Genomic DNA, 22,224 nt, shown 5'->3' on the forward strand with positions numbered 1-22,224 from the left:
CCGCTCCCCCGCCCCGCGTCCTGTGGTCGCCCGGCGACTCCGGACTCGACATCCGCGAGCTCCAGGCCCGGCTGCGGCAGGTGGCCTGGCTGTTCGAAGGGCCCAGCGGGAGCTACGACGCCCGCACCGAGGACGCCGTGAAGGGATTCCAGGGCAAGCGCGGGCTGCCCAGGACCGGGCGGACGGACTCCGTCACCTGGCGGCGGCTGCTGGCGATGACGCACGAGCCGGACCGGTGGGAGCTGTATCTGATGGGCGGTCAGCCGGCCGCCGAACCCGACGCGCGGTGCCTGACCGGGCGGGCGCTGTGCGTCGACAAGACGAGCCGCACCCTGCGCTGGATGGTCGACGGGCGGACGCTGAGCACGGTGTCGGTCCGGTTCGGCTCCCAGTACACCCCCACCCGCGAGGGGGTGTTCCGCGTCTACTGGAAGTCCCGCCACCACGTGTCCACGCTCTACGACTCGCCGATGCCGTACGCGATGTTCTTCAGCGGTGGGCAGGCGGTGCACTTCTCGTCGGACTTCGCGGCCCGCGGATACGCGGGGGCCTCGCACGGTTGCGTCAACGTACGGGACGAGGCGGCGATCGCTGAGCTGTTCGCGCAGGTGAGGAACGGCGACAAGGTCGTCGTCTCCTGGTGAGAGGTATGGGGCGCGAGCGGGACCGGGGGAACGTGTCCCGCCCGCGCCAGGTGCACGAGCCGTAGGTACGGGGGGAACCCCGGCTCGGTGCGAGGGCCGATGACCAGTCGGCTCACTACTTACTGCGCCGGAGCCGCCAAAAACGTCACACCCTGCGGCAGGAAATTTTTACGGACCGAGAAGTCGCAGGTCAGGGGCATGGTCAGCGGGCGTCGGCGGCGCTGCCTCTGCCCTTGCCCTCACCCTTGCCCTCACCCTTGCCCTCATCGTTGCCGCCGCCGTTGCCGCCGCCGGAGGACTTGCCGCCCTTGCCGCCCGGCATCCCGGCGTCGCCTCCGCTGCCGCCCCGGCCCTTGCCGTCCTTGCCCTTGCCGTCCTTGCCCTTTCCGTCCTGGCCTGCCGTGCCGCCGGTCCTCCCACTCTTGTCGCCCTTGCTTCCCTTGCCGCCCTTGCCGCCGCCCGACCCGGTGGAGTCCTGGCTGCCCCGGCCGCGGTCGCCGAGGAGGCCCACGCAGTAGGCGTGGACGCGCGCGGAGCCGCCCGCGGCACGTTCCAGGGCGCGGCGGCGCTCGGCGCCCAGCGTCCGGCCGGTGCCCTTCTCACGGCAGGCCTGGCTCAGGTCGTCGGCGGAACCCGGCACACCAGGAGCCGGGGTGGTCCCGGCGTCACCGTCGGGGGCCGCCGAGCCCGCGCCGCCACCGGGGGTCGCCTCGGGCGGGGGCGAGACGAGCAGGCGGTCCGGTCCTGGGGTCGCGGCGGCCGACACGGAGGCCGCCGGACCCGGTTCGGCGTCGTCGAACGGCGTGGACAGGAGCCCGGTACCGGCCGCGACCGCCACCCCGCCGACCATGCCGAAGGTCAGCGCGGCGGCCAGTCCCAGCCGGGCGGGGCGCCTCCAGCGGGGACGACGACGGCCGTACGACGAGGTACGGCCGCCGATGCGGACCACACCGGCGTCGGCGGCGGGCGGCACCGGCGGCCGGGAGGAGGAGCCGGGCCCCGGGGCGAAACCCGACCGCCCGTCCGCCGTACGGTCCGCGCGGTCCGCGCGGTCCGCGTGCGTCTTGCGGAACGCGGCGAGAGCCGCCGCCTCGCCGGGGAGTTCCTCGTCGTCGGGGACGGGGGCGGCGGCCGACATCGCGGCGAGCGCGCCCAGAGTCCTCGCCAGCCTGTCGGCCTCGGCCCGGTGGGCGGGTGCGACAGCGTTGTCCACCGCTTCCCCGGTCAGCAGGCGTTCCGCCGTCTCGCGGTTCAGCCAGCGGCCGTCGGAGCGGCCCGCGGCGGGGCCGGTGGGGGGTTCCCCGTCCCCGGGGAAGACATTGGGATCGTCGGCCATCACATGTCCTTCTGCGTCGGCGCGCACGCATGCGTCACACCGCCGGACGGCACCACGCGCCCCCTCGGGCCCCGTTGCGCCGGCAGCGCGTCGAGCACGCCCGCCGTGTCCGGATCCTCACCGAGCAGCTCGGCCAGCTTTCGCAGCCCACGGTGCGCGGCCGTGCGGACGGCGCCGGGCCGTTTGCCGAGCGTCTCGGCGGCGGTCTTGGCGTCCAGGCCCACCACGACCCGCAGGACGACCGCCTCGGCCTGGTCCTGCGGGAGGCGGGAGATCAGGTCGAGGGTGCGGCCGGTGGCGAGCGCCTCCATGGCCTCGCCCGCGGTGTCGGACTCGGCGGCCCGGCCCGTCAGTTCCGTCTCGTCGCCGACGGCCACGGGCCGGCGCCCGCGCATCCGGATGTGGTCCAGGGCGCGGTTGCGGGCGATCCGGGCGGCCCAGCCGCGGAAGCGGTCGGCGTCCCCGCTGAACCGCTCCAGGTCGCGCGCTATCTGCAGCCAGGACTCGGAGGTGACGTCCTCGGCGTCGAGGTCGCCGACCAGGGTGCGGACGTACCCGAGGAGCCGCGGGTGCACCGAGCGGTACACAGCGCGGAAAGCGGTCTCGTCCCCGTTCTGTGCCGCAAGCACCGCGGCTGTCAGCTCCGCGTCGTCCCCCACGTCGTGGTTCCTCGGTCGATGGTGCGGTTCGCCGACCGCAGATGGTCGGGGCCGCTCATGGTCGCGGCCGCAGTCGGTCACGCTGCTCAGCCCTTCCGCCGTCCGGCGCGAAAGGCACGTTACGACCTGAAACCACTGGTCGTCCATGTCCGAACAAGCTGCAACCGACTCGTGACGCGGATGCCCGGACGGGGGGTGTGACAGAAAACGCACTCATGGCGCTGTAGGAGATACGGGTCGCCGCGCGGCCCGTGCCGCGCGACGGCCGGGGCCTCTCCTGTGGGGGGTGGCGGCTCCGGCCGTTGCTTTGGCGGCACGACGGTGGCGGCGTCCTCCGGGCCACCGGCGGGGGCCGGCACGAGAGCGGTTACTGCTCCCCGGTCACTCCTGACAGGTCACTTCTGCCCGATCACTGCTGCCCGGTCACTGCTCCCCGCCCTTGGCGTCCGGTGTCTTCTCGGGCCCCGGCCGGCCGTTGTTCCCCGTGTTTCCACCCGTTCCGGTGCTTCCACCCGTTCCGGTGTTTCCGGCCGTTCCGGTGTTTCCGGCCGTTCCGGTGTTTGCCGCGCCTTCGGTGGTTCCGGCGTTGCCGGGATCGCCCGTGGTTGCGGGGGCCGGGTCCGCGCCCTCGCCGCTCTTGTCCCGACCGCCCTCGCCCCCGCCGGTGTTCTCCGGGGCCGGCGTGGCCGAGGCGTGGCGGGCCGCGCAGTAGGCGGTCACGTGCTCCTCGCCGCCCGCGGCGGCCAGGAGGCGCTGCCACGCCGTGGCGTCCAGCGCCTTGCCCCGGCCCGCGACCTGGTCGTAGGCGCGGCACTGGGCCTCGGTGTCCTGGGCGGACGGCGGCCTGTCCTGATCGGCGGAGGTGCCGGGGGTGAGGGTGGGCGCGGGTGCGGCGCGCCGGCCGTCTGGCGTGCTCGCCGACGGGGTCCGGCGGGCGCCGTCGTCGGCGCCGTCCTGCGAGGAACCGGCGGAGCCGATCGCGGCGACCGCGACACCGCCGAGGGTGAGGCTCGCGAGGAGCACGGAGAGCGCGGCCCTGAGTGAGCGGACGGTGTGCCGCTGCGCGCGGGGCCGCCAGTCGTCCCGGCGCCGGGTACGGGCCCGGTGCGCGCCGGCCTCCCGCGCGGCCCGGAAGGCCGCGACGGCCTGCCGCTCGCGCTCGGGAGCGCCGTCCGTGTGCCGCAGGGCGCGCGCGAGCAGCGCTTCCACCTGGGGGTGACCGTCCGTGTCCGGGGCGGAGCGGGCGGGGTGCGCGTGCCGGCGGTGGGCGTCTCCGCCGCCGCTCGTCCGTTCACCCATGTCCGATTCCGCCTGTCGTGCTGTTCGATCTCTGCCGCCGGGTACGTCCGCCGCCCCTGGTCCATACGGGCCGCGACCGTCACCGTTCATTTCGACTCCCCCAGCGTCCGGGGGCCTTCATCCGTCACACCTTCGACGCCGAGCTGGCGCGCGAGCCGCTTCAGCCCCCGGTGCGCGGCCGTGCGGACCGCGCCGGGCCGCTTGCCGAGGACGCGGGCCGCCGCGGGTCCGTCGAGGCCGACGACGACTCTCAGCAGGACGGCCTCGGCCTGGTCGGGCGGCAGTCCGCGGACCAGTTCCAGGGCGCGCTCCGTGGACAGCGACTCCGCGACCTGGTCGTGGGTGCTGTGCGGGCCGGGCAGGTCGAGGACGTCCTGTTCGAGCGCCGACGCCCGGGGCCGTACCCGCAGCCTGCGCAGGTGGTCCAGGGCCCGGTGCCGGGCGATGGTCGCCGTCCAGCCCCGGAATCCCGCCCCGTCGCCCTTGAACCGTCCGAGGTCGCGGGCGATCTCCAGCCAGGCGTCGGAGGCGACGTCCTCGGCGTCGTCGCCGACGATGCCGCGCAGATAGCCGAGCAGCCCCGGTTGCACCATCCGGTACGCGACCGCGAACGCGGACTCGTCGCCGTCCTGGGCTCGCGCTACCGCCGCGCCCAGTTCCCCGTCGTACGCCTGCGCGCGCCGGGGTTCCCCTCCCTGGCCCAAGACTGTCCTCGTTCGTGCGGAGTTCGTGGCGGGTGCGTGGCGAACGCGCCGTGCGGACCTCCCCGCCGCGTCCTCGCCCCCACGGTCATCAGCGTCAGGCCGCACAGAAATGTCACAGGACACCGTCGGCACCGGCTCGGCCCACCCCCGTGGGACCGTGCCGGTGCCTGCGGCGGGTCCCGGGGTCAGGCCGCTGCCCCCCTGGCCGCTGCCCCCCTGGCCGGCGCGCCCCTGCCCGGGGTCCGCCGGGCCCGGCCGTGCAGGGTCAGGTAGAAGGTGTGCAGGGACTCGTCGGTGCCGCCCGCCTCGAAGCGGTTGACGACCTTGCCGAGGGGGTTCCAGACCCGTCCGTCCGGCATGCGTACGCCGACGGGCTGGCCGAACCAGGCCCGCTGGCGTTCGTCGAGGTCGACCCAGACGGCGCCGGCCCGGCGGACCAGGACCTCCCCCACGTACGCCCCGAGTTCGACCAGCGTGTCGTGCGCCCGCTCCCGGTCCGCGCCGCCCTTGCGCAGGCCGTCGACCAGGAAGTCGACGACGCGCAGGCTGGCGACGGAGTAGTCCAGCGGCAGCCGGCCGCGCGCGTCGACGCGCGCGACGAATCCGGCCGCGCGTGCTCTCATCCCGCTCTCGTCATCCATCGGGTCCGTCCCCTCCCCTCGGGTAGGGGGACCGCCGGGCATCAGGTCTCCCCCGCCTGCCCCAGCGGATCGGGCGGCGCAGGCATCACGGGTCCCGGCTGTGTCACTGGTCACACCGGGGAGGGGCTCCGGCGCGGGGGTCCCTTCCCGGCGTGCGGGCCCGGTGGGGCCAGCCCGTCGCGTCCCGGCACAGCAGGCGCAGGGAGCCGTGGCCGGCGAAGGCGCGGCGGGCCTCGTCGACCGGGTCCCACAGGCGGCCGTCGGGGGTACGGACCCAGTGGTCGCCGCCGGTCGACCACCACTCTCCGCCGGTCCGGCGCACGATCACCTCACCGGCGTACGCCCCGAGCCCGCGCAGCACGTTCTCCACGGCGTCGTACGGCGTGTCCTCGCGGCGCAGCTCGTCGATCACCCGGTCGACGCGCCACAGGCTCTGTGCCGAGTAGTCGAGGTGCAGCCGCGCGCCTTCGCGCAGGGCGGTCACGGCGTCCGCCGCCCACCGCGCCGGTTTCGCGGCGGCGGAGGGCCGGCCGGCCGGCTGGGTCCGCCCCGGTGCCGGAGCCCACGTCGCGGCGTCCGCCCCACCTTGAGTCACATTCCACGTCACATACGCAACAGCGAGGTCCGCACGGTTTCCGTCACGCCGTACGGGCCTGTTCCCGCAACCCGCGCAGGACCGCCCCACCTTCCCCGCACGAGGGACACGGGAGTGACACCCGCGCCCTTCCGTGCGCTGCCGCAGTGATGAGCGCGTACTTCCACTTCCGCGCCGTACCGGCCTCGGCGCTGCGCAACAGCACCAGCCGGCTGCGGAGACTCTTCGACGACGACCAGGACGCCCTGCGCGGTCGGATGAGACGGCACCGCGAGGAGGTCTGGGCGACCGCTACCCCGACCAGCAGCTCCTCTACGCCGACGCCCCGCCGGAGCACGCCGACGCGGGGCCCGGCGCCCATGTGGTCCTCGGCGGCCGGCGGGTCTGCTCCACCGGCCCCGAGCAGTCGCCGTTCCTGCTGCTCACGGCGGCCCGGACTACCCGGGTGGCGGCCTTCCTCGCCGGTTCCGACTTCGACGACCCGTGGCGCCCGGTCCGCCCCGAGCTGCTCCCCCGCTACGGCGGCCCGGCCGAGGAGGCCCGCACCCGCGCTTCCTTCGCCGCCGCCCACGCAGACCTGACGGCCTTCTGCACGACGACCGCGCGGTACGGCGAGGCCGTGGTGAAGTGGCTGCACACCTGAGTCACCCCTCCCGCTGACCCGCCGGGCTCACTTCCGTCCGCGTGCCCTGCGGGAGACCACCGCCCGCAGCACCCGGCGTCCCTCCACGGACACCTCCAGCGCCCGGCGCAGCCCGCCCGCGCCGTGTCCTGCGACGACCTCCAGGACGGTGATCTGGCGGCGCAGTTCGGCGGCTGCCAGCGGCGGCATGTCCTGCGTACGGCCCTCGCGGCGGGAGTCGAGCGTGGCGAGGTCGTCGGCCGGGTCGAGGAGCCGGTGGATCTGGAGCGAGGCGACCGAGCAGGCGTCCGCCCAGACCCGGACCTGTGCGCCGGTGCGTTCGGCGGGGGCGGCCGCCAGCATCCGCCGGGCGAGCAGGACGGCCTCGTCGTCTCCGTCGTCCCCGTCGTCCTCGCCGTCCCCCTCGCCCAGCTTTGCGCGTATCTGGTCCAGGATTGCGCCCCAGTCGGCCGCGTCGGACGCCTCCGTGAGGTTGCCCCACAGCGGGCGCAGGATCTCGTCGTCACCCCCGAGGAGGGGCGCGCACCGATCCAAACAAGCCAGTCCGCTCGCGGCCAGACCGCGTTCGTCGGCCTGGGCGATGAGGTCCACCAGGCTCATTCACGCCTCCCTGTCCAGGGCACCGCCCTTACGGAGCCCGCACTTCCCCTTACTGCGTGCGACAGCCGAGGAGTGTCACAGGGGACGGCGAGGAGAGGTTTTCGGCCAGGTGGCGGGGGTTCAGCCCAGGCGGTCCGCCAGCGCCTTGAACTGGGCCCAGGACAGCTCCGGCGCGCCCGGGTCCCACAGCTTCTGCACGGTCGCCCGCAGCGGCATCCGGATGCCGGCCGCGACCTGGGCCTGGGTCTGCGAGTTCGCCAGGTCGCACCAGACGGCGAAGGTCCCGCCGAGGATCTGGTCGTCGTAGCGCGCGGGCACCGGTGTCGTGCCGCGCAGCACGCGCGGGGTCCACTGCTCGTAGATCCGCTGCCCGGTCGGATAGACGAAGGTCTGCGGCTGTCCGAGGACGTAGTAGAGGTACTCGTCGTTGTAGTTGATGACCTCGCGGCCCGCGCTGAGGTAGTCGGTGGGCGGGCGGGCCCCGATCTCCTTGCCGGTCCAGTAGGCGACCTGGAGGGCGGCGTCGGCCTGCACCGACGTGCCCTTGAAGAAGCCGTCGTTCCAGGCCCGCACGGTGCGGTCGTGGGCGCGGACGGTGTCGGCGCGGTCGTCGAGCCAGCCGGTCGCGAGGTCGGCGACGGTGGCGCCGGACCCGTACCGCTCCCGCGCGGCGGCGGCGAGCTGCGGGTAGGAGGCCTCCGGGTTCGAGACCGTCAGGGCCTGGTACTCGTCGCCGCCCAGGTGCCACTGCCCGCCGGGGAACAGCCCCGCGTACTCGTCGAGGAGGTCGTCGAGGAGGGCGGCGGAGGCGTCCTTGGAGATGTCGATCGCCCCGCGGGTCGCGACACCGCTCGCGTTGCGCAGTTGCAGCTCGGGGTGGGCGGCGAGGACGGCGCCCAGGTGTCCGGGCGAGTCGATCTCGGGCACGACGGTGATGTGCCGGCTCTCCGCCAGGTCGACGATCTTCCTGACCTGCGCCTTGGTCAGATGCTGGGTGGAGACGATCTCGGGGTGGGTGTCGGACTCGATCCGGAAGGCCTGGTCGTCGGAGAAGTGCAGGCCCAGTTCGTTGAACTTCAGGTCCCCCAGCTCCCGCACCCGGTCCTCGATCCACCCGGCGCTGAAGTTCTTGCGCGCGATGTCCAGCATGAACCCGCGCCGTGGCTTGGCCGGCTCGTCGCGCACGATGCCCTCGGGCGCCGTACCGCCACCGCGCACCTCCTGCTTGAGGGTGCGGGTGCCGTAGAACACGCCCGCGTCGGACCGCCCGCTGACGGTCACCTGCCCGCCGCGCACGGTCATGGTGTACGACTCCGGGTTCGCGCCCTCGTCGTCGTTGAGCGCCAGCCGCAGGTCTCCGGCGCGCACGTCGTCCCGCTCGCCCGCGTACGTCATCCCCAGCTCACCGGCGACGAGCCGGCCCTCGTCGGCCAGGTCCGCGTCGTTCACGACGACCCGCTGCTTCGCGGCCGGCTGCCAGCCGGGCCCGCGCGCCGGGGTGTGCGCGCGGACGGCGGGAATGGTGCGGGGAGCCGTGGAGAGGGCGTAGGACCGGGTGGGCGACGGGCTCGCGCTCGACGCCGACGGGGCCGGATCGCCGGACGTGCCGGCGGCCCGGTCGGCGGCGGATCCGGCGGGCGCCGCGCCGTCGCCGTCCCCGGAGGCCCAGACGCCCACGCCGGCTCCGAGCACGACGACGAGGCCGCCGGCCAGAAGGGCCCTCCGTACGGCCTTGTCCTGCGGCCTCTTCTCCGGCGCGTGGCGCCGATGCCTGTGCCTGCTCACCCCGCCAACCTACGACCCGGATCCGTCCGAGTCGCGCCGAAGGGGTCCGCCCCCCGTTTCGAAACTCGCCCGTGGGGGTGAAATTCGGGCATCCGTCGGACACGTCACGCCCCCTCTCGATAACGTGACGTCACACCCTTCACCGCATCCCCTGCCACCCCACACGTGACGCGAGGATCCACGCTGCCTGCGCACCGTCTCTCCGACCTTCCGGACCGGGTCGCCGTGCCGGCCCTCCCGGAACAGACCCGGACCCCTCCGCCGGCCTCCGCCGCACTGGAAGGGTTCAACGGCGCGCCCGCGGCAGAGGCCCACCGCATCCTCCTCGACTGCCTCCGCAGCCTCAGCTGGGCCCACCGCATGGCCGCGCACCGCCCGTACCCCACCCTGGACGCCCTCCTCGCCGCGTCGGACGAGGCGGCGTACGACCTGACGGCGGGGGACCTCACCGAGGCGCTGGCGGCCGAGTCCCTGCCGCCCCTGCCGGAGGACGCGTACGGCGCGGCACACATGGCGCTCGGCGCGGCACACGCGGCCTACGAGGCCCGTTTCGGCCACACGTTCGTCATCTGCCTGGACGGCGTTCCCCCGAACGAGACCCTCGACTACGTGCTGGAAACCATCCGGTCACGATGGGCGAACGATCCGGAGAAGGAGCGGGAAGTGGTCGGGGAGGAGCTACGTCGCCTGGCGAGGCAGCGCCTGACCGGCGCCCTCAGGGGTGCGGGACTGTGACATCCGCCGCCCGATCACGGGGCACGGCCGACCATCACGGGGCGTGGCCGGTCATCGCGGTCCGCAGCGGGTCCGCAGCGGGTCCGCAGCGGGTCCGCAGCGGGTCCGCAGCGGGTCCGCAGCGGGACATACTCCACACCCCACCCCATTTGCCGCACCCGCTCACTCATTCGCGTGCCACTTTGATCACACCGGTAGGCCCCCCGTAAGCCGAGCGCCAGCGCGTCGCTACGATGCTGGGGGCCGGTGGACCGTACCCGGCCGGGCCCGTCCGACGCCGAAGCCGGCAGGCCCCAATCCCCGCTCCCGGAGGGTTCTTCCGTGCCGGCTGGAACGCTGTACCGCGGCCGGGAAGGAATGTGGTCCTGGGTGGCTCATCGAGTCACCGGCGTCCTCATCTTCTTCTTCCTGTTCGTACACGTGCTGGACACCGCACTCGTGCGTGTCTCCCCCGAGGACTACGACAAGGTCGTAGCCACGTACAAGACCCCGCTCGTCGCCGTGCTGGAGTACGGCCTGGTGGCCGCCATCCTCTTCCACGCGCTGAACGGCCTGCGTGTCATCGCCGTCGACTTCTGGTCGAAGGGCCCGCGCTACCAGAAGCAGATGCTCTGGACCGTCGTCGGCATCTGGGTCGTGCTGATGATCGGGGCGATCTACCCCGTCCTCGGCCACGCCGCTCGTGAAGTGTTCGGGAGCTGAGACAGATGGCCACCACTGAAACCACCGCGTCCGGGATCGGCCCCGTCGAGGGCGCCTCCCTGTACAGCGTCGACAATCCGGCGCCCCTGATCGAGGCCCCGCGCCAGCGGACCAAGAAGTCCCCGAAGTCGACCCGGGGCAACTTCGAGATGGCCGCCTGGCTCTTCATGCGCCTCTCCGGCGTGGTGCTGGTCGTCCTCGTCCTCGGTCACCTGCTGATCCAGCTGGTGCTGGACGGCGGCGTCTCCAAGATCGGCTTCGCCTTCGTGGCCGGCCGCTGGGCCTCGCCGTTCTGGCAGGTCTGGGACCTGCTGATGCTGTGGCTGGCGATGCTGCACGGCGCCAACGGCCTGCGCACGGTCATCAACGACTACGCGGAGCGCGCGAACACCCGGCTGTGGCTGAAGGGCCTGCTCTACACCGCCACGGTGTTCACCATCCTGCTGGGCACGCTGGTGATCTTCACCTTCGACCCGAACATCCGCTAGGCACGGGGCTGAGGTAATCCACCCATGAAGATCCACAAGTACGACACCGTCATCGTCGGCGCCGGCGGCGCCGGTATGCGCGCCGCGATCGAGTCGACCAAGCGCAGCCGCACCGCGGTCCTGACGAAGCTCTACCCCACCCGCTCCCACACGGGCGCGGCGCAGGGCGGCATGGCCGCCGCGCTGGCCAACGTGGAGGAGGACAACTGGGAGTGGCACACCTTCGACACGATCAAGGGCGGTGACTACCTGGTCGACCAGGACGCCGCCGAGATCCTCGCGAAGGAGGCCATCGACTCGGTCCTCGACCTGGAGAAGATGGGCCTGCCGTTCAACCGGACCCCGGACGGCACGATCGACCAGCGCCGCTTCGGCGGTCACAGCCGCAACCACGGCGAGGCCCCGGTCCGCCGGTCCTGCTACGCGGCCGACCGCACCGGCCACATGATCCTCCAGACGCTGTACCAGAACTGCGTGAAGGAGGGCGTGGAGTTCTTCAACGAGTTCTACGTCCTGGACCAGCTGATCACCGAGGTCGACGGCGTCAAGCGGTCGGCCGGCGTCGTGGCGTACGAGCTGGCCACCGGCGAGATCCACGTCTTCCAGGCGAAGGCCGTGATCTACGCCTCGGGCGGCACCGGCAAGTTCTTCAAGGTGACGTCCAACGCGCACACGCTGACGGGTGACGGGCAGGCGGCGGTCTACCGTCGCGGCCTCCCGCTGGAGGACATGGAGTTCTTCCAGTTCCACCCGACCGGCATCTGGCGCATGGGCATCCTGCTGACGGAGGGCGCCCGCGGTGAGGGTGGCATCCTCCGCAACAAGGACGGCGAGCGCTTCATGGAGAAGTACGCGCCCGTCATGAAGGACCTGGCGTCGCGTGACGTCGTGTCCCGGTCCATCTACACGGAGATCCGTGAGGGCCGCGGCTGCGGTCCCGAGGGCGACCACGTCTACCTCGACCTCACGCACCTCCCGCCGGAGCAGCTCGACGCCAAGCTGCCGGACATCACCGAGTTCGCGCGCACCTACCTCGGTATCGAGCCGTACACGGACCCGATCCCGATCCAGCCCACCGCGCACTACGCGATGGGCGGCATCCCGACGAACGTCCAGGGTGAGGTGCTCGCCGACAACACGACGGTGGTGCCCGGCCTGTACGCCGCCGGTGAGGTCGCCTGCGTGTCCGTGCACGGCGCCAACCGGCTCGGCACGAACTCGCTGCTGGACATCAACGTGTTCGGCAAGCGCGCGGGCATCGCCGCCGCCGAGTACTCGCAGAAGGCCGACTACGTCGACCTGCCGGAGGACCCCGCGTCCCTGGTCGTCGCGCAGATCGAGCGGCTGCGCGCCTCGACGGGCACCGAGCGGGTCTCGACGATCCGTCGCGAGCTGCAGGAGACCATGGACGCCAACGTCATGGTGTTCCGCACCGAGCAGACGATCAAGACGGCGGTCGAGAAGATCGCCGAGCTGCGCGAGCGCTACCTGAACGTCTCGATCCAGGACAAGGGCAAGCGGTTCAACACCGACCTGCTGGAGGCCGTCGAGCTGGGCAACCTGCTCGACCTGGCCGAGGTCATGGCCGTGTCCGCCCTCGCCCGCAAGGAGTCCCGCGGCGGTCACTACCGCGAGGACTACCCCAACCGCGACGACATCAACTTCATGCGCCACACCATGGCGTACCGCGAGGTGGGCGACGACGGCACCGAGTCCATCCGTCTCGACTACAAGCCGGTCGTCCAGACCCGCTACCAGCCGATGGAGCGTAAGTACTGATGGCTACCCCTGTTCTGGACAAGGCTGACTCGGCCCCCGAGCCCGGTTTCGCCGACTCCCCCTACATCACCGTCACCTTCCGGATCCGCCGGTTCAACCCGGAGGTCGCGGCCGAGGCGTTCTGGGACGACTTCCAGGTGGAGATCGACCCCAAGGAGCGTGTCCTCGACGCCCTCCACAAGATCAAGTGGGAGCTGGACGGCACCCTGACGTTCCGCCGTTCCTGCGCGCACGGCATCTGCGGTTCCGACGCGATGCGGATCAACGGCAAGAACCGCCTGGCCTGCAAGACCCTGATCAAGGACCTCAACCCCGCCAAGCCGATCACGGTCGAGGCCATAAAGGGCCTCACGGTCCTCAAGGACCTCGTGGTCGACATGGACCCGTTCTTCCAGGCGTACCGCGACGTCATGCCCTTCCTCATCACGAAGGACACGAACGAGCCCACGCGGGAACGGCTCCAGAGCGCCGAGGACCGCGAGCGCTTCGACGACACCACCAAGTGCATCCTGTGCGCCGCGTGCACGTCCTCGTGCCCGGTGTTCTGGAACGACGGGCAGTACTTCGGCCCGGCGGCCATCGTCAACGCGCACCGGTTCATCTTCGACTCGCGCGACGAGGCCGGCGAGCAGCGCCTGGAGATCCTGAACGACCGTGACGGCGTGTGGCGTTGCCGTACGACGTTCAACTGCACGGACGCTTGCCCGCGTGGCATCGAGATCACCAAGGCGATCCAGGAAGTGAAGCGGGCGCTCATCACCCGCCGTTACTGATCGCAGGCCTGATCCCGGCGGCTGATCCGGTGCAACGCCGAGGGCCCCGCTCCTGCAGTGCAGGGAGCGGGGCCCTCGGCGTTGGGCGAGCCGGATCAGCCGCGCAGGACACGGCCCTGGGCGTCGGTACGGTCGTTGCTCGTCAGGAACAGGATGCCGTCGATCAGCGCCCAGAAGCCGAGGCCACCACAGGTGAGGAGCTGGGCGACGCCCACGCCGACGGAACCGACGTAGAAGCGGCCGATGCCGAGGGTGCCCAGGAAGAGCTGGAGGATGCCCGCGACGATCTTCGACTTGTCGGAGTACGGACGGCCCATCGGGTCGACACCGTAGGGGGCCTCGGGGGTGGGGACGGTCATGAGAACTGCTCCTGAATTGCTTTGAGTTACGGCGATTCCGAAGCTGGTTGCTCCGGAAGGGCGAGTCCAGGAGGGCTGCGAGTTCCACATACACCGAGCGTGCTCGGGCCGTGCGTCCACAACATCCGCGCATGCCTTTTCCGGCCACGCGGAATGTCCCCCTGTGAGCCGTGAGCCTAGAGAGATCAGCGGGAGAAAGGGGAGTAGGAGCGAACGATCGTTCCTATTCCGTGATCAGATCACGCCAACCCGGTGGGCCCGAAAGGCGTTACGCGGCCGGCTGGGCCTAGAAGGCGTTGCGCGCCACGGTCCAGGTGACGGCGAGGCCCAGGATCACGGCCTGGGAGCGCTTGCTGAGGGTGGGACGCCAGCGGCGCCCGTGCAGCCCTTCCCACATCCAGCGGCCCAACAGCGCGAGCGCGAAGGGCGCGGCGAGGAGCAGGGCGCGGTTGTCCAGCCAGGCGGCGCCGAGATGACCGTGCATCAGGTCGTACGTCATGCGGGTGCCGCCGCACGCGGGGCACAGCAGGCCCGTGACGAAGCGGAACGGGCACTGGGGCAGCAGGTGGCCGCTCTCGTGCGGGTCGGTGCCGTACAGGTAGGCCGAGCCGGCCAGACCGGCGGCGAACACCGCGAGGGGTGCCGCCGCCGGGTGTCGCAGGAGGGAGCCACGCTCCCCGCCCACCACGTCAGCCACGCAGGATCCGGCCCTGGGCGTCGGTCTTGTCGTTGCTGGTGAGCAGGATGATGCCGTCGATCAGCGCCCAGATGCCGAGGCCGCCGCAGGTGAACAGCTGGGCGAGGCCCATGCCGACGTGGCCGATGTAGAAGCGGCCGACGCCGAAGGTGCCGAGGAACAGCTGGAGGATGCCGGCGATGATCTTCGACTTGTCGGAGAGGGGCCGGCCGTAGGGGTCGTAGCCGTAGGGGGCGTTGGGGTCGCCGGTGTAGGTGCCGGGCGGGACGGCGCCGGGGGGCGGGTAGCCGCCCTGCGGGTAGCCCTGCTGCTGGTAGCCGGCCTGCTGCTGGTATCCGGCCTGCGGCTGCCCGCCCTGGGGGTACCCGTAGGGGCCCGCCTGACCGGGGTAGGGCTGCTGCTGGCCGGCGTTGGGGTACCCGTAGCCGGGCTGGGGCGGCTGCTGGGGCTGCTGCGGCTGTTCTGTCACGGTGGGTTCTCCCCCGAAGTCAAACGATCGATCGGATGCACGTCATCTTGCACGACACGACGTGCCCTGAAGAAGTCAGGTGGTCCATCGTCCTACGCGGTGGCGAGTTCACACCACACGAACTTCCCACGATTCCCGAACCTCGCCAGCGGCTGCCAACCCCAGAGGTCGGAACAGGCCCGCACCAGCCCGAGCCCACGCCCGTTCTCACCCTCACCGAGATCGGCCGACTCGGACGGGAACCAGGGCGGTTCGGGGTCCGCGTCCCAGGCCCCGAACCGCAGCACCCCGTCCGCCCACCGCACGCGCAGTGCCGCGGGCCCCTTGGTGTGCCGTACGGCGTTGGACACCAGCTCGGCGGCGAGCAGCTCGGCGGTGTCGACGAGGCCGATCAGCCCGTGGAGGGTGAGGATCAGCCGGAGGGTGCGGCGGGAGACGGTGACGGCACGGAGGTCGTTGGGGATGTAGAGGGAGTACTCCCAGGCCTCCCCGGCCTGGGCCTGCTGCGGGTTCTCGTCTTCGGGCATGCGTCAGCTCCGGTTCGGTGGTGGGGTTACGGAGAGCAGCGGAAGGGCTCGCGGGCGGTGGCATTGCCGCGGCCGTCATGGCAGGACGGGGCGGTGCGCTTCCGGGAATCCCGGCGATTCCGCAGAGTGTGCGGCGCATCACCGAAGGTAGGTCTAATTTTTCATGTCTTGCAAGTGGATCGCGTAATCTGCCTCCGAACGAGTAGCACCCACAGGCGCGTTGAGCCAAGGAGCGAACCATGGCGCTGAGGAGCGAACCCACGGCACGCCAGTTGCGTCTGGCGGTCGAGCTGCGCAGGCTTCGTCACGCAGCGGGGCTCCCGGCACGCGAGGCAGCCGCACTCCTGGGGGTGAGTTCCGTCCAGATCAGCCACATCGAGTCCGCTCTCGCGGGGGTGAGCGAGGAACGCCTGCGCCGACTCGCCTCCCACTACGCCTGTGCGGACCACGAGTTCGTGGACGCCCTCGTCATGATGGCCACCGACCGAACGCGTGGGTGGTGGGAGGAGTACCGGGAGCGACTTCCTACACCGTTTCTCGATCTGTCCGAGTTGGAGCACTACGCCGCGTTCCGCTGGGACGTGGACTTTCTTCACATCCCGGGCTTGCTCCAGACCGAGAACTACGCCCGCGTGCTCTTCTCACGGCGAGTCCCCGAACTTACCGAGAGCGAAGTGGAGTTGCGCGTCCGTCACCGAATGCAGCGGCGCGCCATCATCGAGGGCCCGTCACCGACTCCGTACGAGGCAGTACTCCACGAGGCGGCCCTCCGGATCAGGTTGGGCGGCAAGGCCACCTCTCGGGCGCAGCTTGCCCACATCCTCGAACTCTCCGAGGCAGACCACATCACCGTCCGGGTCATCCCCTTCGACCTGGACGACTTCGCCGACATAACAGCCGCCATGGTGTACGCCGGCGGCACCGTCCCGAAACTGGACACCGTCGTCCGGGACGGCCCGCACGGCGCGCTGCTCATCGACTCCGAAGCCCAGCTCGCTGTATTCCGAACACTCTTCCGTAGAGTGGAGAGGGCGTCACTCGAGCCCGAGCGGTCGCGTGACCTCATCCACAGGCTGACCAAGGAACTGTGAGGGATCTCGTGACCACCCCCACCAACTGGCGGAAGTCCTCATATTCAGGAAGTGGCGACGGCAACGCCTGCGTGGAGGTCGCGATCCATCGCCCCCGCATAGCCATCCGCGACTCCAAGACCCCCACCCGCGCCACCCTCACCTTCCCGGCATCCGCCTTCGCCACCTTCATCGAGACCCTGAAGACGAACCCGTGAGGCGACCGTGACCACCGCCCACACCTGGCGCAGATCTTCCTACTCGGGCGGCGGCCAGGGCGATGCCTGCGTCGAAGTCGCTGATCTGGAAACCCGCATAGCCATCCGCGACTCCAAGACCCCCACCCGCGCCACCCTCACCTTCCCGGCATCCGCCTTCGCCACCTTCATCGAGACCCTGAAGAAGGACCTGACCGTCTGAGCCGGTCGCAGCCAGGTCGCAGGCAATCTCGTGAGCGGTCCGCTGCCCGTCCGGCCTTCGTGATCCTGATCCTGGACGGCACGCTGCTGCCGATCGACCGGATCGCCGCCCGAACGGCCCTTCCGCTCCGGCAAGCGCACCAGCACCGTGCCCGCCTTCACCGCCGCACCCGACGCCGACAACGTCGGCGTACTCGACCTGTGGGCCACCACACCCAACTCCGGCAGGCTGCGCACCTTCCACAAGCCGATCGACGCCAACGGTCCCGTCACGGTGGGATCCGAAGCCTTCACCGGTTACCAGTCCATCGGCCGACCATCTCTCGCTCCCGCGGCAGTGCGTCCGCCAAGGACCAGCTTCGGGCGGGCACCTGTCATCCCGGGCCGGCGCTTCACCTCCTGCACGCAATCGACCACCGCTGTATTGGATTGCACGAGAAGTGCCGATAATCACCGATTCATGAACACTTCCAACCTATTCTGACTACATGTCAGATGACGAGTCCTACGAACTGCTCGGGTTCGACAACATCCTGCTGCCCGTCGGCGACCTCGGTGAGGCCGTGAGGTTCTACGAGCGGGCCGGGTTCGCGGTGGCGTTCCGGTTCGACGAGGCCGGGATCGCGTTGCTGAAGGTCGGGGGCGAGACGCCCGGCATCCTGCTGCGCGAGGAGGAGGCGCTCGGGCACCGGCCGCCGCCATGGCCCTCCCCGCGCGTGTGGCTGGAGGTGCCGGACGCGCGCGTGGCGGCCCGCGCGCTGGCGGACGCCGGGATCGGGACCCTGGACGACCCGTTCCCCGAGGCCACCGGCTGGACCGTGGAGGTGGCCGATCCCTGGGGGAACGTCCTGGGCTTCACGGACTACTCCAAGCGGCCGGAGCTGGGCCGGAGGGCAGGGCGGGACGTCAGGGTGTGACGTAGGCCCCATCCCCCTCGGCCCGCAAGGGAGTTGAACACGTTCAAAAGCAGGTCTACAGTCTGACCTGTCAACGTTTTTGAACGCGTTCAGAAGGGGGAGGCGCATGGACCGCACGGTCGTCGCCTACGTCATCTACCTGGTCGTCAGCATCGCCCTGACGATCTGGGTCGCCCGCACCCTCAGCAGCAACGGACGGGTCTTCCTGGCCGACGTGCTGCACGGGAACGAGAAGCTCGCCGAAGCCGTCAACCACCTGCTGGTCGTCGGCTTCTACCTGGTCAACCTCGGCTTCGTCGCCCTCTACCTCAGCGGTGACGAGACCATCGCCGACACCCGCGGCATCTTCGAGGCCCTGTCGACCAAGCTGGGCGTCGTCCTGCTGGTCCTCGGGGTGATGCACCTGGGCAACGTGTACGTGCTCAACCGCATCCGCCGGCGCGGGCTCATGGAGCGCGAGCAGGTGCCGCCCGTCGCGCCGCAGGGCTGGGTCGCCCCCACGGCCGGGGCCTGACCGCCATGAAGACCGCCATCACGGCCCCAAGGGCCACCGCCGACCGGGACGCCGTGCGCGTCCCGGTCCGCCGGCTCACCGTCCTGCACGACCCCGGCTGCTCCCTGTGCGCCTTCCTCAGCGACTGGCTGCGCCGCCAGCCGCAGTTGGTGCCCCTGGAAATGGTCCCCGCCGGCTCCCCCGAGGCGGCCCGCCGCTTCCCCGGCCTGGACCACCGCGCCACCCTCGACGAGATCACCGTCGTCGGCGACGCCGGCCAGGTGTACCGCTCGGCCGCCGCCTGGATCGTCGTCCTGTGGGCCCTGCGCGAGCACCGGCCCCTCGCCCACCGGCTGAGCACCCCCGCCGGCGCGAGGCTGGCCAAGGGTGCCGTGCTCGCCGCAGCCAAGTGGCGCGGGAGCCAGCAGCACCGCAGTGGATGGGGCGGGAGCGGATACCGCCGGGCCGACGGATGGGCGTACGACCCGGCGCGGGGCTGGGCGCACACCTCCCCCGCCTGTGACGACGGCTCCTGCCCCACTGGTTAGGCTCTCTTCCCGTGCCCGCGAACAACGACGGCCCCGACGGGGCCGCTCCCCCGACCCGGCCCTCCGAGGCCGCCGTTCCGACCAAGTCGGAGCAGACCCGCGCGCTGATCCTGGAGACGGCGATGCGGCTGTTCCAGGAGCGCGGCTACGACAAGACGACAATGCGGGCCATCGCGAAGGAGGCCGGGGTCTCGGTCGGCAACGCGTACTACTACTTCGCCGGCAAGGAACACCTGATCCAGGGCTTCTACGACCGCCTCGCCGCCGAACACCGGGTCGCGATCGCGGAGCTGCTGGAGCGGGAGAGCGGCCTGGAGGCACGGCTGGCGGGCGTGCTGCGGATCTGGCTGGACGTGGCCACGCCGTACCACGAGTTCGCGGTGCAGTTCTTCAAGAACGCCGCCGACCCGGACAGCCCGCTCAGCCCCTTCTCCCCGGAGTCGGAGCACGCGCGCGAGGAGGCCATCAACGTCCACCGGGAGGTGCTGGCCGGGTCGAAGGCGAAGGTGCCGGAGGAACTGCGGGAAGTGCTGCCCGAGTTGATGTGGCTCTCCCAGATGGGGCTCGTCCTGTACTGGATCTTCGACCGCACGGAGGGCCGCGAGCGCAGCTACCGGCTCGCGGAGCGGGGCGCCCGGCTCACCGCGCGCGGGGTCGCGCTGGCCCGCTTCCGGATGCTGCGGCCCCTCGTCCACGAGGTGCACGAGCTGTTCACGGACTTCCTGCCCGGCATGACGAAGGCCCTGCCGGACCCGGCGAAGAAGCAGCCGCTGGGCCCGGCAGAGCAGAATGAGTAACCCGCGTCAGCGCGGCGCGTCCACCTCCCCCTGCTCCAGCTCCAGTTCCACGTCGACGACCAGCGGCTCGTCCGCGACCAGCAGCTGCCGGGCGCGCGAGGCGTACGAGGCGGCCGTCGTCGCCAGCAGGTACGTGCCCGGCGCCGGGACCGCGAGGATGTAGGAGCCGTCGGCGAGTGAGGTGACCCGGTCCAGCCGGCGTCCGCCCTTGGACATCAGGGTGAGCTCCGCGCCCTCGACGGGATCGCCGGCCGGGTCACGCACATAGCCGTGGACCGCCGAGGCGGGGCCGTCGGCCACCGGTGCCGCTTCCTCGGCCTCCTCACGCGGTTCCACCGCCAGGTGGGGCAGCCGCTTGTCCAGCCAGGCGGGCAGCCACCAGTTGGACGTGCCGAGCAGATGCATCGCGGCCGGGACCAGGGCCGTACGCAGGATGAACGCGTCCAGGGCGACGGCCGCCGCCAGGCCCACGCCCGCCATCGCGGCGCCCGCATCGCCGCTCAGGACGAACGCGAGGAACACACAGACCATGATGAGGGCGGCGGAGTTGATGACCCGGCTGGTCTCGGCGAGGCCGACGCGGACCGCGCGGGCGTTGTCGCGCGTGTGCACCCATTCCTCGTGCATCCGGCTCACCAGGAACACCTGGTAGTCCATCGACAGGCCGAACAGCAGGGACAGCATGATCACCGGCAGGAAGGCGTTGATCGGGCCCTCCTTGCCGAGCCCGAGCAGTTCCAGGCCCCAGCCCCACTGGAAGACCGCTACGAGCACGCCGAAGGAGGCCGCCGCCGCGACCAGGTTCATCAGGGCCGCCGTCAGCGGCACCACCAGGGAGCGGAAGGCCACCAGCAGGAGCAGGAAGCCCAGGCCGATGATGGTCGCCACGAACAGGGGCAGACGGTCCCCGGTGACGGTGGCGAAGTCCTTGGAGACCGCGGTCACCCCGCCGACGTGTGCCTCGGTCCCGGCGCCCGGGATCACCTCGTCGCGCAGCCGGTCGATGAGCGCGTCCGTCTCCTGCGACTGCGGTGAGGTGGTGGGGATCACCTGGACGACGGTGACGCCATGGGCGGGCGGCAGCGCGGTGACCCGGGCGACTCCCTCGGTGCCCTCGATGTCCTTGACGAGGGCGGTGGTGTCGCCGTCCGAGACGACCACCTGGAGAGGGCCGTTGAAGCCGGGGCCGAAGCCCTCGGCGAGGAGGTCGTAGGCCTGCCGGGTGGTGGTGGTGCTGTCGTCGTTGCCCTGGTCGGTGGCGCCCAGGCGCAGCGAGAGCACGGGCAGGGCGAGGACGGCCATGACCGCGAGGGCGAGCACGGCGATCCGCCACGGCCGCCGCTGCACGCCCGCCGACCAGCGCAGGGCGAGCCCCGTCGCCTTCTCCGGCTCGGGGCCGGTCGCCGCGAGCACGCGCCGCTGCTTGCGGCTCAGCACGCGGGGGCCGAGGAAGCCGAGCAGCGCCGGGAGCAGCGTGGTGGCGGCCAGGACACTGAGGACGACCGTGAGGGAGGTGCCGATGACGACGCCGTCCAGGAAGCGCAGGTTCGTCACCAGCATCCCGGCGAGCGCTATGCACACGGTGCCGCCCGCGAACAGCACGGCCCGGCCCGAGGTGTTGAGGGCGGTGACCGTCGACTCCTCCGGGTCCATGCCGCGCAGGATGCCCTTGCGGTGCCGGGTGACGATGAACAGGGCGTAGTCGATGCCGACGCCCAGGCCGATCAGGGTGGACAGCAGCGGGGCCAGGTCGGGGATGTCGGTGACATGGCTGAGCAGCTGGGTGGAGAACATGCCGGTGCCGACGCCGAAGACGGCCACGCCGATCGGCAGCAGCATCGCGAACAGCGAGCCGAAGGCGAGGAACAGCACGAGCGCCGCGGCACCGAGGCCGACCATCTCGGCGAGGCCGGCCGGCGGCTCCTGCACCCGCTGGATGGCCTGGCCGCCCAGTTCGACGTCCAGGCCGTCGCGCCGGGCGTCCCGCGCGGTGTCGACGACGTCCTCGACGAGTTCCTTGGGCACCGCGTTCGCCTGGTCGGTGAAGGTGACCTGGGCGTACGCGATCCGCCCGTCCTCGCTGAACTGGCCGGCGCCCTCGGCGCCCGCGTAGGGGCTGGTGACGCCGCCGACGCCCTTCATGCCGGCGATCCTCTCCAGCGCGGGCTGGATCCGGGACCGTACCTCCTCGTCGCGGACCGAGCCCTCGTCCACCTTCCAGACGACCGTGTCGGTGTCGCCCGCGCGCGCGGGGAACGCCTTCTCCATCAGGTCGTAGGCCTTCTTGGAATCCGTGTCGGGGAGGGAGAAGACGTTCGCGTAGTCCGTGCCCGCGGACGAGGCCGAGAAGCCCAGTCCGAACAACGCCCCCACCCACAGCAACAGGACCACCAGCCGGTGCCGATAGCACCATCGCGCCAATGCCGCCACGCTCACTCCTTCGTCGTCGGTCGGTCCCCCAGGTCCTGCGCAACAGGATCGGGTCCGCCGGCACCGCACGGCGGCGAACCGGCATGACTCTCAAGGAACTCCAAAGGGGGAACCG

Annotated in this window: 28 protein-coding genes; 15 read left to right on the forward strand and 13 right to left on the reverse strand. The window is 71.5% G+C overall.

The window, feature by feature from the left end; genetic code table 11:
* On the forward strand, positions 1 to 644 hold a 644-nt coding region (locus P1P75_RS20090; protein WP_319257269.1), incomplete at its 5' end, for a L,D-transpeptidase family protein.
* A gap of 202 nt (positions 645 to 846) precedes the next feature.
* Here the strand turns inward: P1P75_RS20090 and P1P75_RS20095 are convergent.
* The 6 genes from P1P75_RS20095 to P1P75_RS20120 all read right to left on the reverse strand — a co-directional run bounded on the left by P1P75_RS20095 (position 847) and on the right by P1P75_RS20120 (position 5,767).
* Positions 847 to 1,980: a hypothetical protein gene (locus P1P75_RS20095; RefSeq protein ID WP_319257270.1), complete on the reverse strand. Its 1,134-nt coding sequence runs from the start codon at positions 1,978 to 1,980 to the stop codon at positions 847 to 849.
* Entirely contained in the window at positions 1,980 to 2,639 is a 660-nt protein-coding gene (locus P1P75_RS20100; protein WP_319257272.1) for an RNA polymerase sigma factor, read from the reverse strand. Before P1P75_RS20100 ends, P1P75_RS20095 begins: the two co-directional genes overlap by 1 nt.
* 423 nt (positions 2,640 to 3,062) lie before the next feature.
* On the reverse strand, positions 3,063 to 3,938 hold the full coding sequence (locus tag P1P75_RS20105; RefSeq protein ID WP_319257274.1) for a hypothetical protein: 876 nt from the start codon (positions 3,936 to 3,938) through the stop codon (positions 3,063 to 3,065).
* 86 nt (positions 3,939 to 4,024) lie between these two features.
* The gene (locus tag P1P75_RS20110; RefSeq protein WP_319257276.1) at positions 4,025 to 4,642 is read right to left on the reverse strand and encodes an RNA polymerase sigma factor; all 618 of its coding nucleotides are present in this window, start codon (positions 4,640 to 4,642) and stop codon (positions 4,025 to 4,027) included.
* A gap of 185 nt (positions 4,643 to 4,827) precedes the next feature.
* Complete coding sequence (locus tag P1P75_RS20115; protein WP_319257278.1) at positions 4,828 to 5,265, reverse strand: hypothetical protein; 438 nt, start codon at positions 5,263 to 5,265, stop codon at positions 4,828 to 4,830.
* Positions 5,266 to 5,386: 121 nt separating this feature from the next.
* Entirely contained in the window at positions 5,387 to 5,767 is a 381-nt protein-coding gene (locus P1P75_RS20120; protein ID WP_319257280.1) for a hypothetical protein, read from the reverse strand.
* 244 nt (positions 5,768 to 6,011) lie between these two features.
* Between P1P75_RS20120 and P1P75_RS20125 the strand changes: the two genes are divergently transcribed.
* Positions 6,012 to 6,521, forward strand: a complete 510-nt coding sequence (locus P1P75_RS20125) for a DUF1877 domain-containing protein (RefSeq protein WP_319257282.1) — start codon at positions 6,012 to 6,014, stop codon at positions 6,519 to 6,521.
* A gap of 27 nt (positions 6,522 to 6,548) precedes the next feature.
* Here P1P75_RS20125 and P1P75_RS20130 read toward each other — a convergent pair whose 3' ends face one another.
* Together P1P75_RS20130 and P1P75_RS20135 are read right to left on the reverse strand one after the other, a co-directional pair.
* Positions 6,549 to 7,121 carry a hypothetical protein gene (locus tag P1P75_RS20130; protein WP_319257284.1) on the reverse strand — a complete coding sequence of 191 codons (573 nt, stop codon included), beginning with the start codon at positions 7,119 to 7,121 and terminating at the stop codon, positions 6,549 to 6,551.
* Positions 7,122 to 7,241: 120 nt separating this feature from the next.
* The gene (locus P1P75_RS20135) at positions 7,242 to 8,834 is read right to left on the reverse strand and encodes a glycoside hydrolase family 20 protein (protein WP_319257327.1); all 1,593 of its coding nucleotides are present in this window, start codon (positions 8,832 to 8,834) and stop codon (positions 7,242 to 7,244) included.
* 237 nt (positions 8,835 to 9,071) lie between these two features.
* Between P1P75_RS20135 and P1P75_RS20140 the strand changes: the two genes are divergently transcribed.
* From P1P75_RS20140 to P1P75_RS20160, 5 genes are all read left to right on the forward strand, one after another.
* Positions 9,072 to 9,641 carry a 2-oxo-4-hydroxy-4-carboxy-5-ureidoimidazoline decarboxylase gene (locus tag P1P75_RS20140; RefSeq protein ID WP_319257286.1) on the forward strand — a complete coding sequence of 190 codons (570 nt, stop codon included), beginning with the start codon at positions 9,072 to 9,074 and terminating at the stop codon, positions 9,639 to 9,641.
* A gap of 321 nt (positions 9,642 to 9,962) precedes the next feature.
* Positions 9,963 to 10,343, forward strand: a complete 381-nt coding sequence (sdhC, locus tag P1P75_RS20145) for a succinate dehydrogenase, cytochrome b556 subunit (RefSeq protein WP_086765252.1) — start codon at positions 9,963 to 9,965, stop codon at positions 10,341 to 10,343.
* A gap of 5 nt (positions 10,344 to 10,348) precedes the next feature.
* Positions 10,349 to 10,831: a succinate dehydrogenase hydrophobic membrane anchor subunit gene (locus P1P75_RS20150; RefSeq protein WP_319257288.1), complete on the forward strand. Its 483-nt coding sequence runs from the start codon at positions 10,349 to 10,351 to the stop codon at positions 10,829 to 10,831.
* A gap of 24 nt (positions 10,832 to 10,855) precedes the next feature.
* Complete coding sequence (sdhA, locus tag P1P75_RS20155; protein ID WP_086765256.1) at positions 10,856 to 12,610, forward strand: succinate dehydrogenase flavoprotein subunit; 1,755 nt, start codon at positions 10,856 to 10,858, stop codon at positions 12,608 to 12,610.
* Positions 12,610 to 13,383, forward strand: coding sequence for a succinate dehydrogenase iron-sulfur subunit (locus tag P1P75_RS20160; protein ID WP_319257291.1), 774 nt, complete (start codon positions 12,610 to 12,612; stop codon positions 13,381 to 13,383). The genes sdhA and P1P75_RS20160 overlap by 1 nt, the downstream gene beginning before the upstream one ends.
* 95 nt (positions 13,384 to 13,478) lie before the next feature.
* Here P1P75_RS20160 and P1P75_RS20165 read toward each other — a convergent pair whose 3' ends face one another.
* The 4 genes from P1P75_RS20165 to P1P75_RS20180 all read right to left on the reverse strand — a co-directional run bounded on the left by P1P75_RS20165 (position 13,479) and on the right by P1P75_RS20180 (position 15,435).
* Positions 13,479 to 13,742: a TM2 domain-containing protein gene (locus tag P1P75_RS20165; protein WP_319257293.1), complete on the reverse strand. Its 264-nt coding sequence runs from the start codon at positions 13,740 to 13,742 to the stop codon at positions 13,479 to 13,481.
* 286 nt (positions 13,743 to 14,028) lie between these two features.
* Complete coding sequence (locus P1P75_RS20170) at positions 14,029 to 14,439, reverse strand: DUF2752 domain-containing protein (protein WP_319257295.1); 411 nt, start codon at positions 14,437 to 14,439, stop codon at positions 14,029 to 14,031.
* The gene (locus P1P75_RS20175; RefSeq protein ID WP_086765259.1) at positions 14,432 to 14,908 is read right to left on the reverse strand and encodes a TM2 domain-containing protein; all 477 of its coding nucleotides are present in this window, start codon (positions 14,906 to 14,908) and stop codon (positions 14,432 to 14,434) included. Before P1P75_RS20175 ends, P1P75_RS20170 begins: the two co-directional genes overlap by 8 nt.
* 92 nt (positions 14,909 to 15,000) lie before the next feature.
* On the reverse strand, positions 15,001 to 15,435 hold the full coding sequence (locus P1P75_RS20180) for an ATP-binding protein (protein WP_319257298.1): 435 nt from the start codon (positions 15,433 to 15,435) through the stop codon (positions 15,001 to 15,003).
* A gap of 239 nt (positions 15,436 to 15,674) precedes the next feature.
* Between P1P75_RS20180 and P1P75_RS20185 the strand changes: the two genes are divergently transcribed.
* From P1P75_RS20185 to P1P75_RS20220, 8 genes are all read left to right on the forward strand, one after another.
* Positions 15,675 to 16,526, forward strand: coding sequence for a helix-turn-helix transcriptional regulator (locus tag P1P75_RS20185; RefSeq protein WP_319257300.1), 852 nt, complete (start codon positions 15,675 to 15,677; stop codon positions 16,524 to 16,526).
* Between the two features lie 8 nt (positions 16,527 to 16,534).
* A complete protein-coding gene (locus tag P1P75_RS20190) occupies positions 16,535 to 16,723 on the forward strand; it encodes a DUF397 domain-containing protein (protein WP_319257303.1) in 189 nt (62 codons plus the stop codon).
* Between the two features lie 7 nt (positions 16,724 to 16,730).
* A complete protein-coding gene (locus P1P75_RS20195) occupies positions 16,731 to 16,925 on the forward strand; it encodes a DUF397 domain-containing protein (protein WP_319257305.1) in 195 nt (64 codons plus the stop codon).
* A gap of 147 nt (positions 16,926 to 17,072) precedes the next feature.
* Positions 17,073 to 17,408, forward strand: a complete 336-nt coding sequence (locus P1P75_RS20200) for a hypothetical protein (RefSeq protein ID WP_319257307.1) — start codon at positions 17,073 to 17,075, stop codon at positions 17,406 to 17,408.
* 4 nt (positions 17,409 to 17,412) lie between these two features.
* Positions 17,413 to 17,841, forward strand: coding sequence for a VOC family protein (locus P1P75_RS20205; protein WP_319257309.1), 429 nt, complete (start codon positions 17,413 to 17,415; stop codon positions 17,839 to 17,841).
* Between the two features lie 106 nt (positions 17,842 to 17,947).
* A complete protein-coding gene (locus P1P75_RS20210; RefSeq protein WP_086765269.1) occupies positions 17,948 to 18,355 on the forward strand; it encodes a hypothetical protein in 408 nt (135 codons plus the stop codon).
* Positions 18,356 to 18,360: 5 nt separating this feature from the next.
* Entirely contained in the window at positions 18,361 to 18,882 is a 522-nt protein-coding gene (locus P1P75_RS20215; RefSeq protein ID WP_319257311.1) for a DCC1-like thiol-disulfide oxidoreductase family protein, read from the forward strand.
* A gap of 11 nt (positions 18,883 to 18,893) precedes the next feature.
* Positions 18,894 to 19,679, forward strand: a complete 786-nt coding sequence (locus tag P1P75_RS20220) for a TetR family transcriptional regulator (protein WP_319257313.1) — start codon at positions 18,894 to 18,896, stop codon at positions 19,677 to 19,679.
* 6 nt (positions 19,680 to 19,685) lie between these two features.
* Here the strand turns inward: P1P75_RS20220 and P1P75_RS20225 are convergent, their stop codons facing one another.
* Complete coding sequence (locus P1P75_RS20225) at positions 19,686 to 22,100, reverse strand: MMPL family transporter (protein WP_319257329.1); 2,415 nt, start codon at positions 22,098 to 22,100, stop codon at positions 19,686 to 19,688.
* Positions 22,101 to 22,224 lie beyond the last annotated feature (124 nt).

The sequence above is a fragment of the Streptomyces sp. ID05-39B genome (assembly GCF_033794725.1).
In the GTDB taxonomy this organism is placed as follows: domain Bacteria; phylum Actinomycetota; class Actinomycetes; order Streptomycetales; family Streptomycetaceae; genus Streptomyces; species Streptomyces bobili.

Excerpts from the sequence above, each read along its gene's own strand:
- P1P75_RS20095 (WP_319257270.1), bottom strand. The coding sequence starts at position 1,980 with ATGGCCGACGATCCCAATGTCTTCCCCGGGGACGGGGAACCCCCCACC.
- P1P75_RS20105 (WP_319257274.1), bottom strand. The coding sequence starts at position 3,938 with ATGGGTGAACGGACGAGCGGCGGCGGAGACGCCCACCGCCGGCACGCG.
- P1P75_RS20115 (WP_319257278.1), bottom strand. The coding sequence starts at position 5,265 with ATGAGAGCACGCGCGGCCGGATTCGTCGCGCGCGTCGACGCGCGCGGC.
- P1P75_RS20130 (WP_319257284.1), bottom strand. The coding sequence starts at position 7,121 with ATGAGCCTGGTGGACCTCATCGCCCAGGCCGACGAACGCGGTCTGGCC.
- P1P75_RS20150 (WP_319257288.1), top strand. The coding sequence starts at position 10,349 with ATGGCCACCACTGAAACCACCGCGTCCGGGATCGGCCCCGTCGAGGGC.
- sdhA (WP_086765256.1), top strand. The coding sequence starts at position 10,856 with ATGAAGATCCACAAGTACGACACCGTCATCGTCGGCGCCGGCGGCGCC.
- P1P75_RS20160 (WP_319257291.1), top strand. The coding sequence starts at position 12,610 with ATGGCTACCCCTGTTCTGGACAAGGCTGACTCGGCCCCCGAGCCCGGT.
- P1P75_RS20165 (WP_319257293.1), bottom strand. The coding sequence starts at position 13,742 with ATGACCGTCCCCACCCCCGAGGCCCCCTACGGTGTCGACCCGATGGGC.
- P1P75_RS20180 (WP_319257298.1), bottom strand. The coding sequence starts at position 15,435 with ATGCCCGAAGACGAGAACCCGCAGCAGGCCCAGGCCGGGGAGGCCTGG.
- P1P75_RS20185 (WP_319257300.1), top strand. The coding sequence starts at position 15,675 with ATGGCGCTGAGGAGCGAACCCACGGCACGCCAGTTGCGTCTGGCGGTC.
- P1P75_RS20205 (WP_319257309.1), top strand. The coding sequence starts at position 17,413 with ATGTCAGATGACGAGTCCTACGAACTGCTCGGGTTCGACAACATCCTG.
- P1P75_RS20210 (WP_086765269.1), top strand. The coding sequence starts at position 17,948 with ATGGACCGCACGGTCGTCGCCTACGTCATCTACCTGGTCGTCAGCATC.
- P1P75_RS20215 (WP_319257311.1), top strand. The coding sequence starts at position 18,361 with ATGAAGACCGCCATCACGGCCCCAAGGGCCACCGCCGACCGGGACGCC.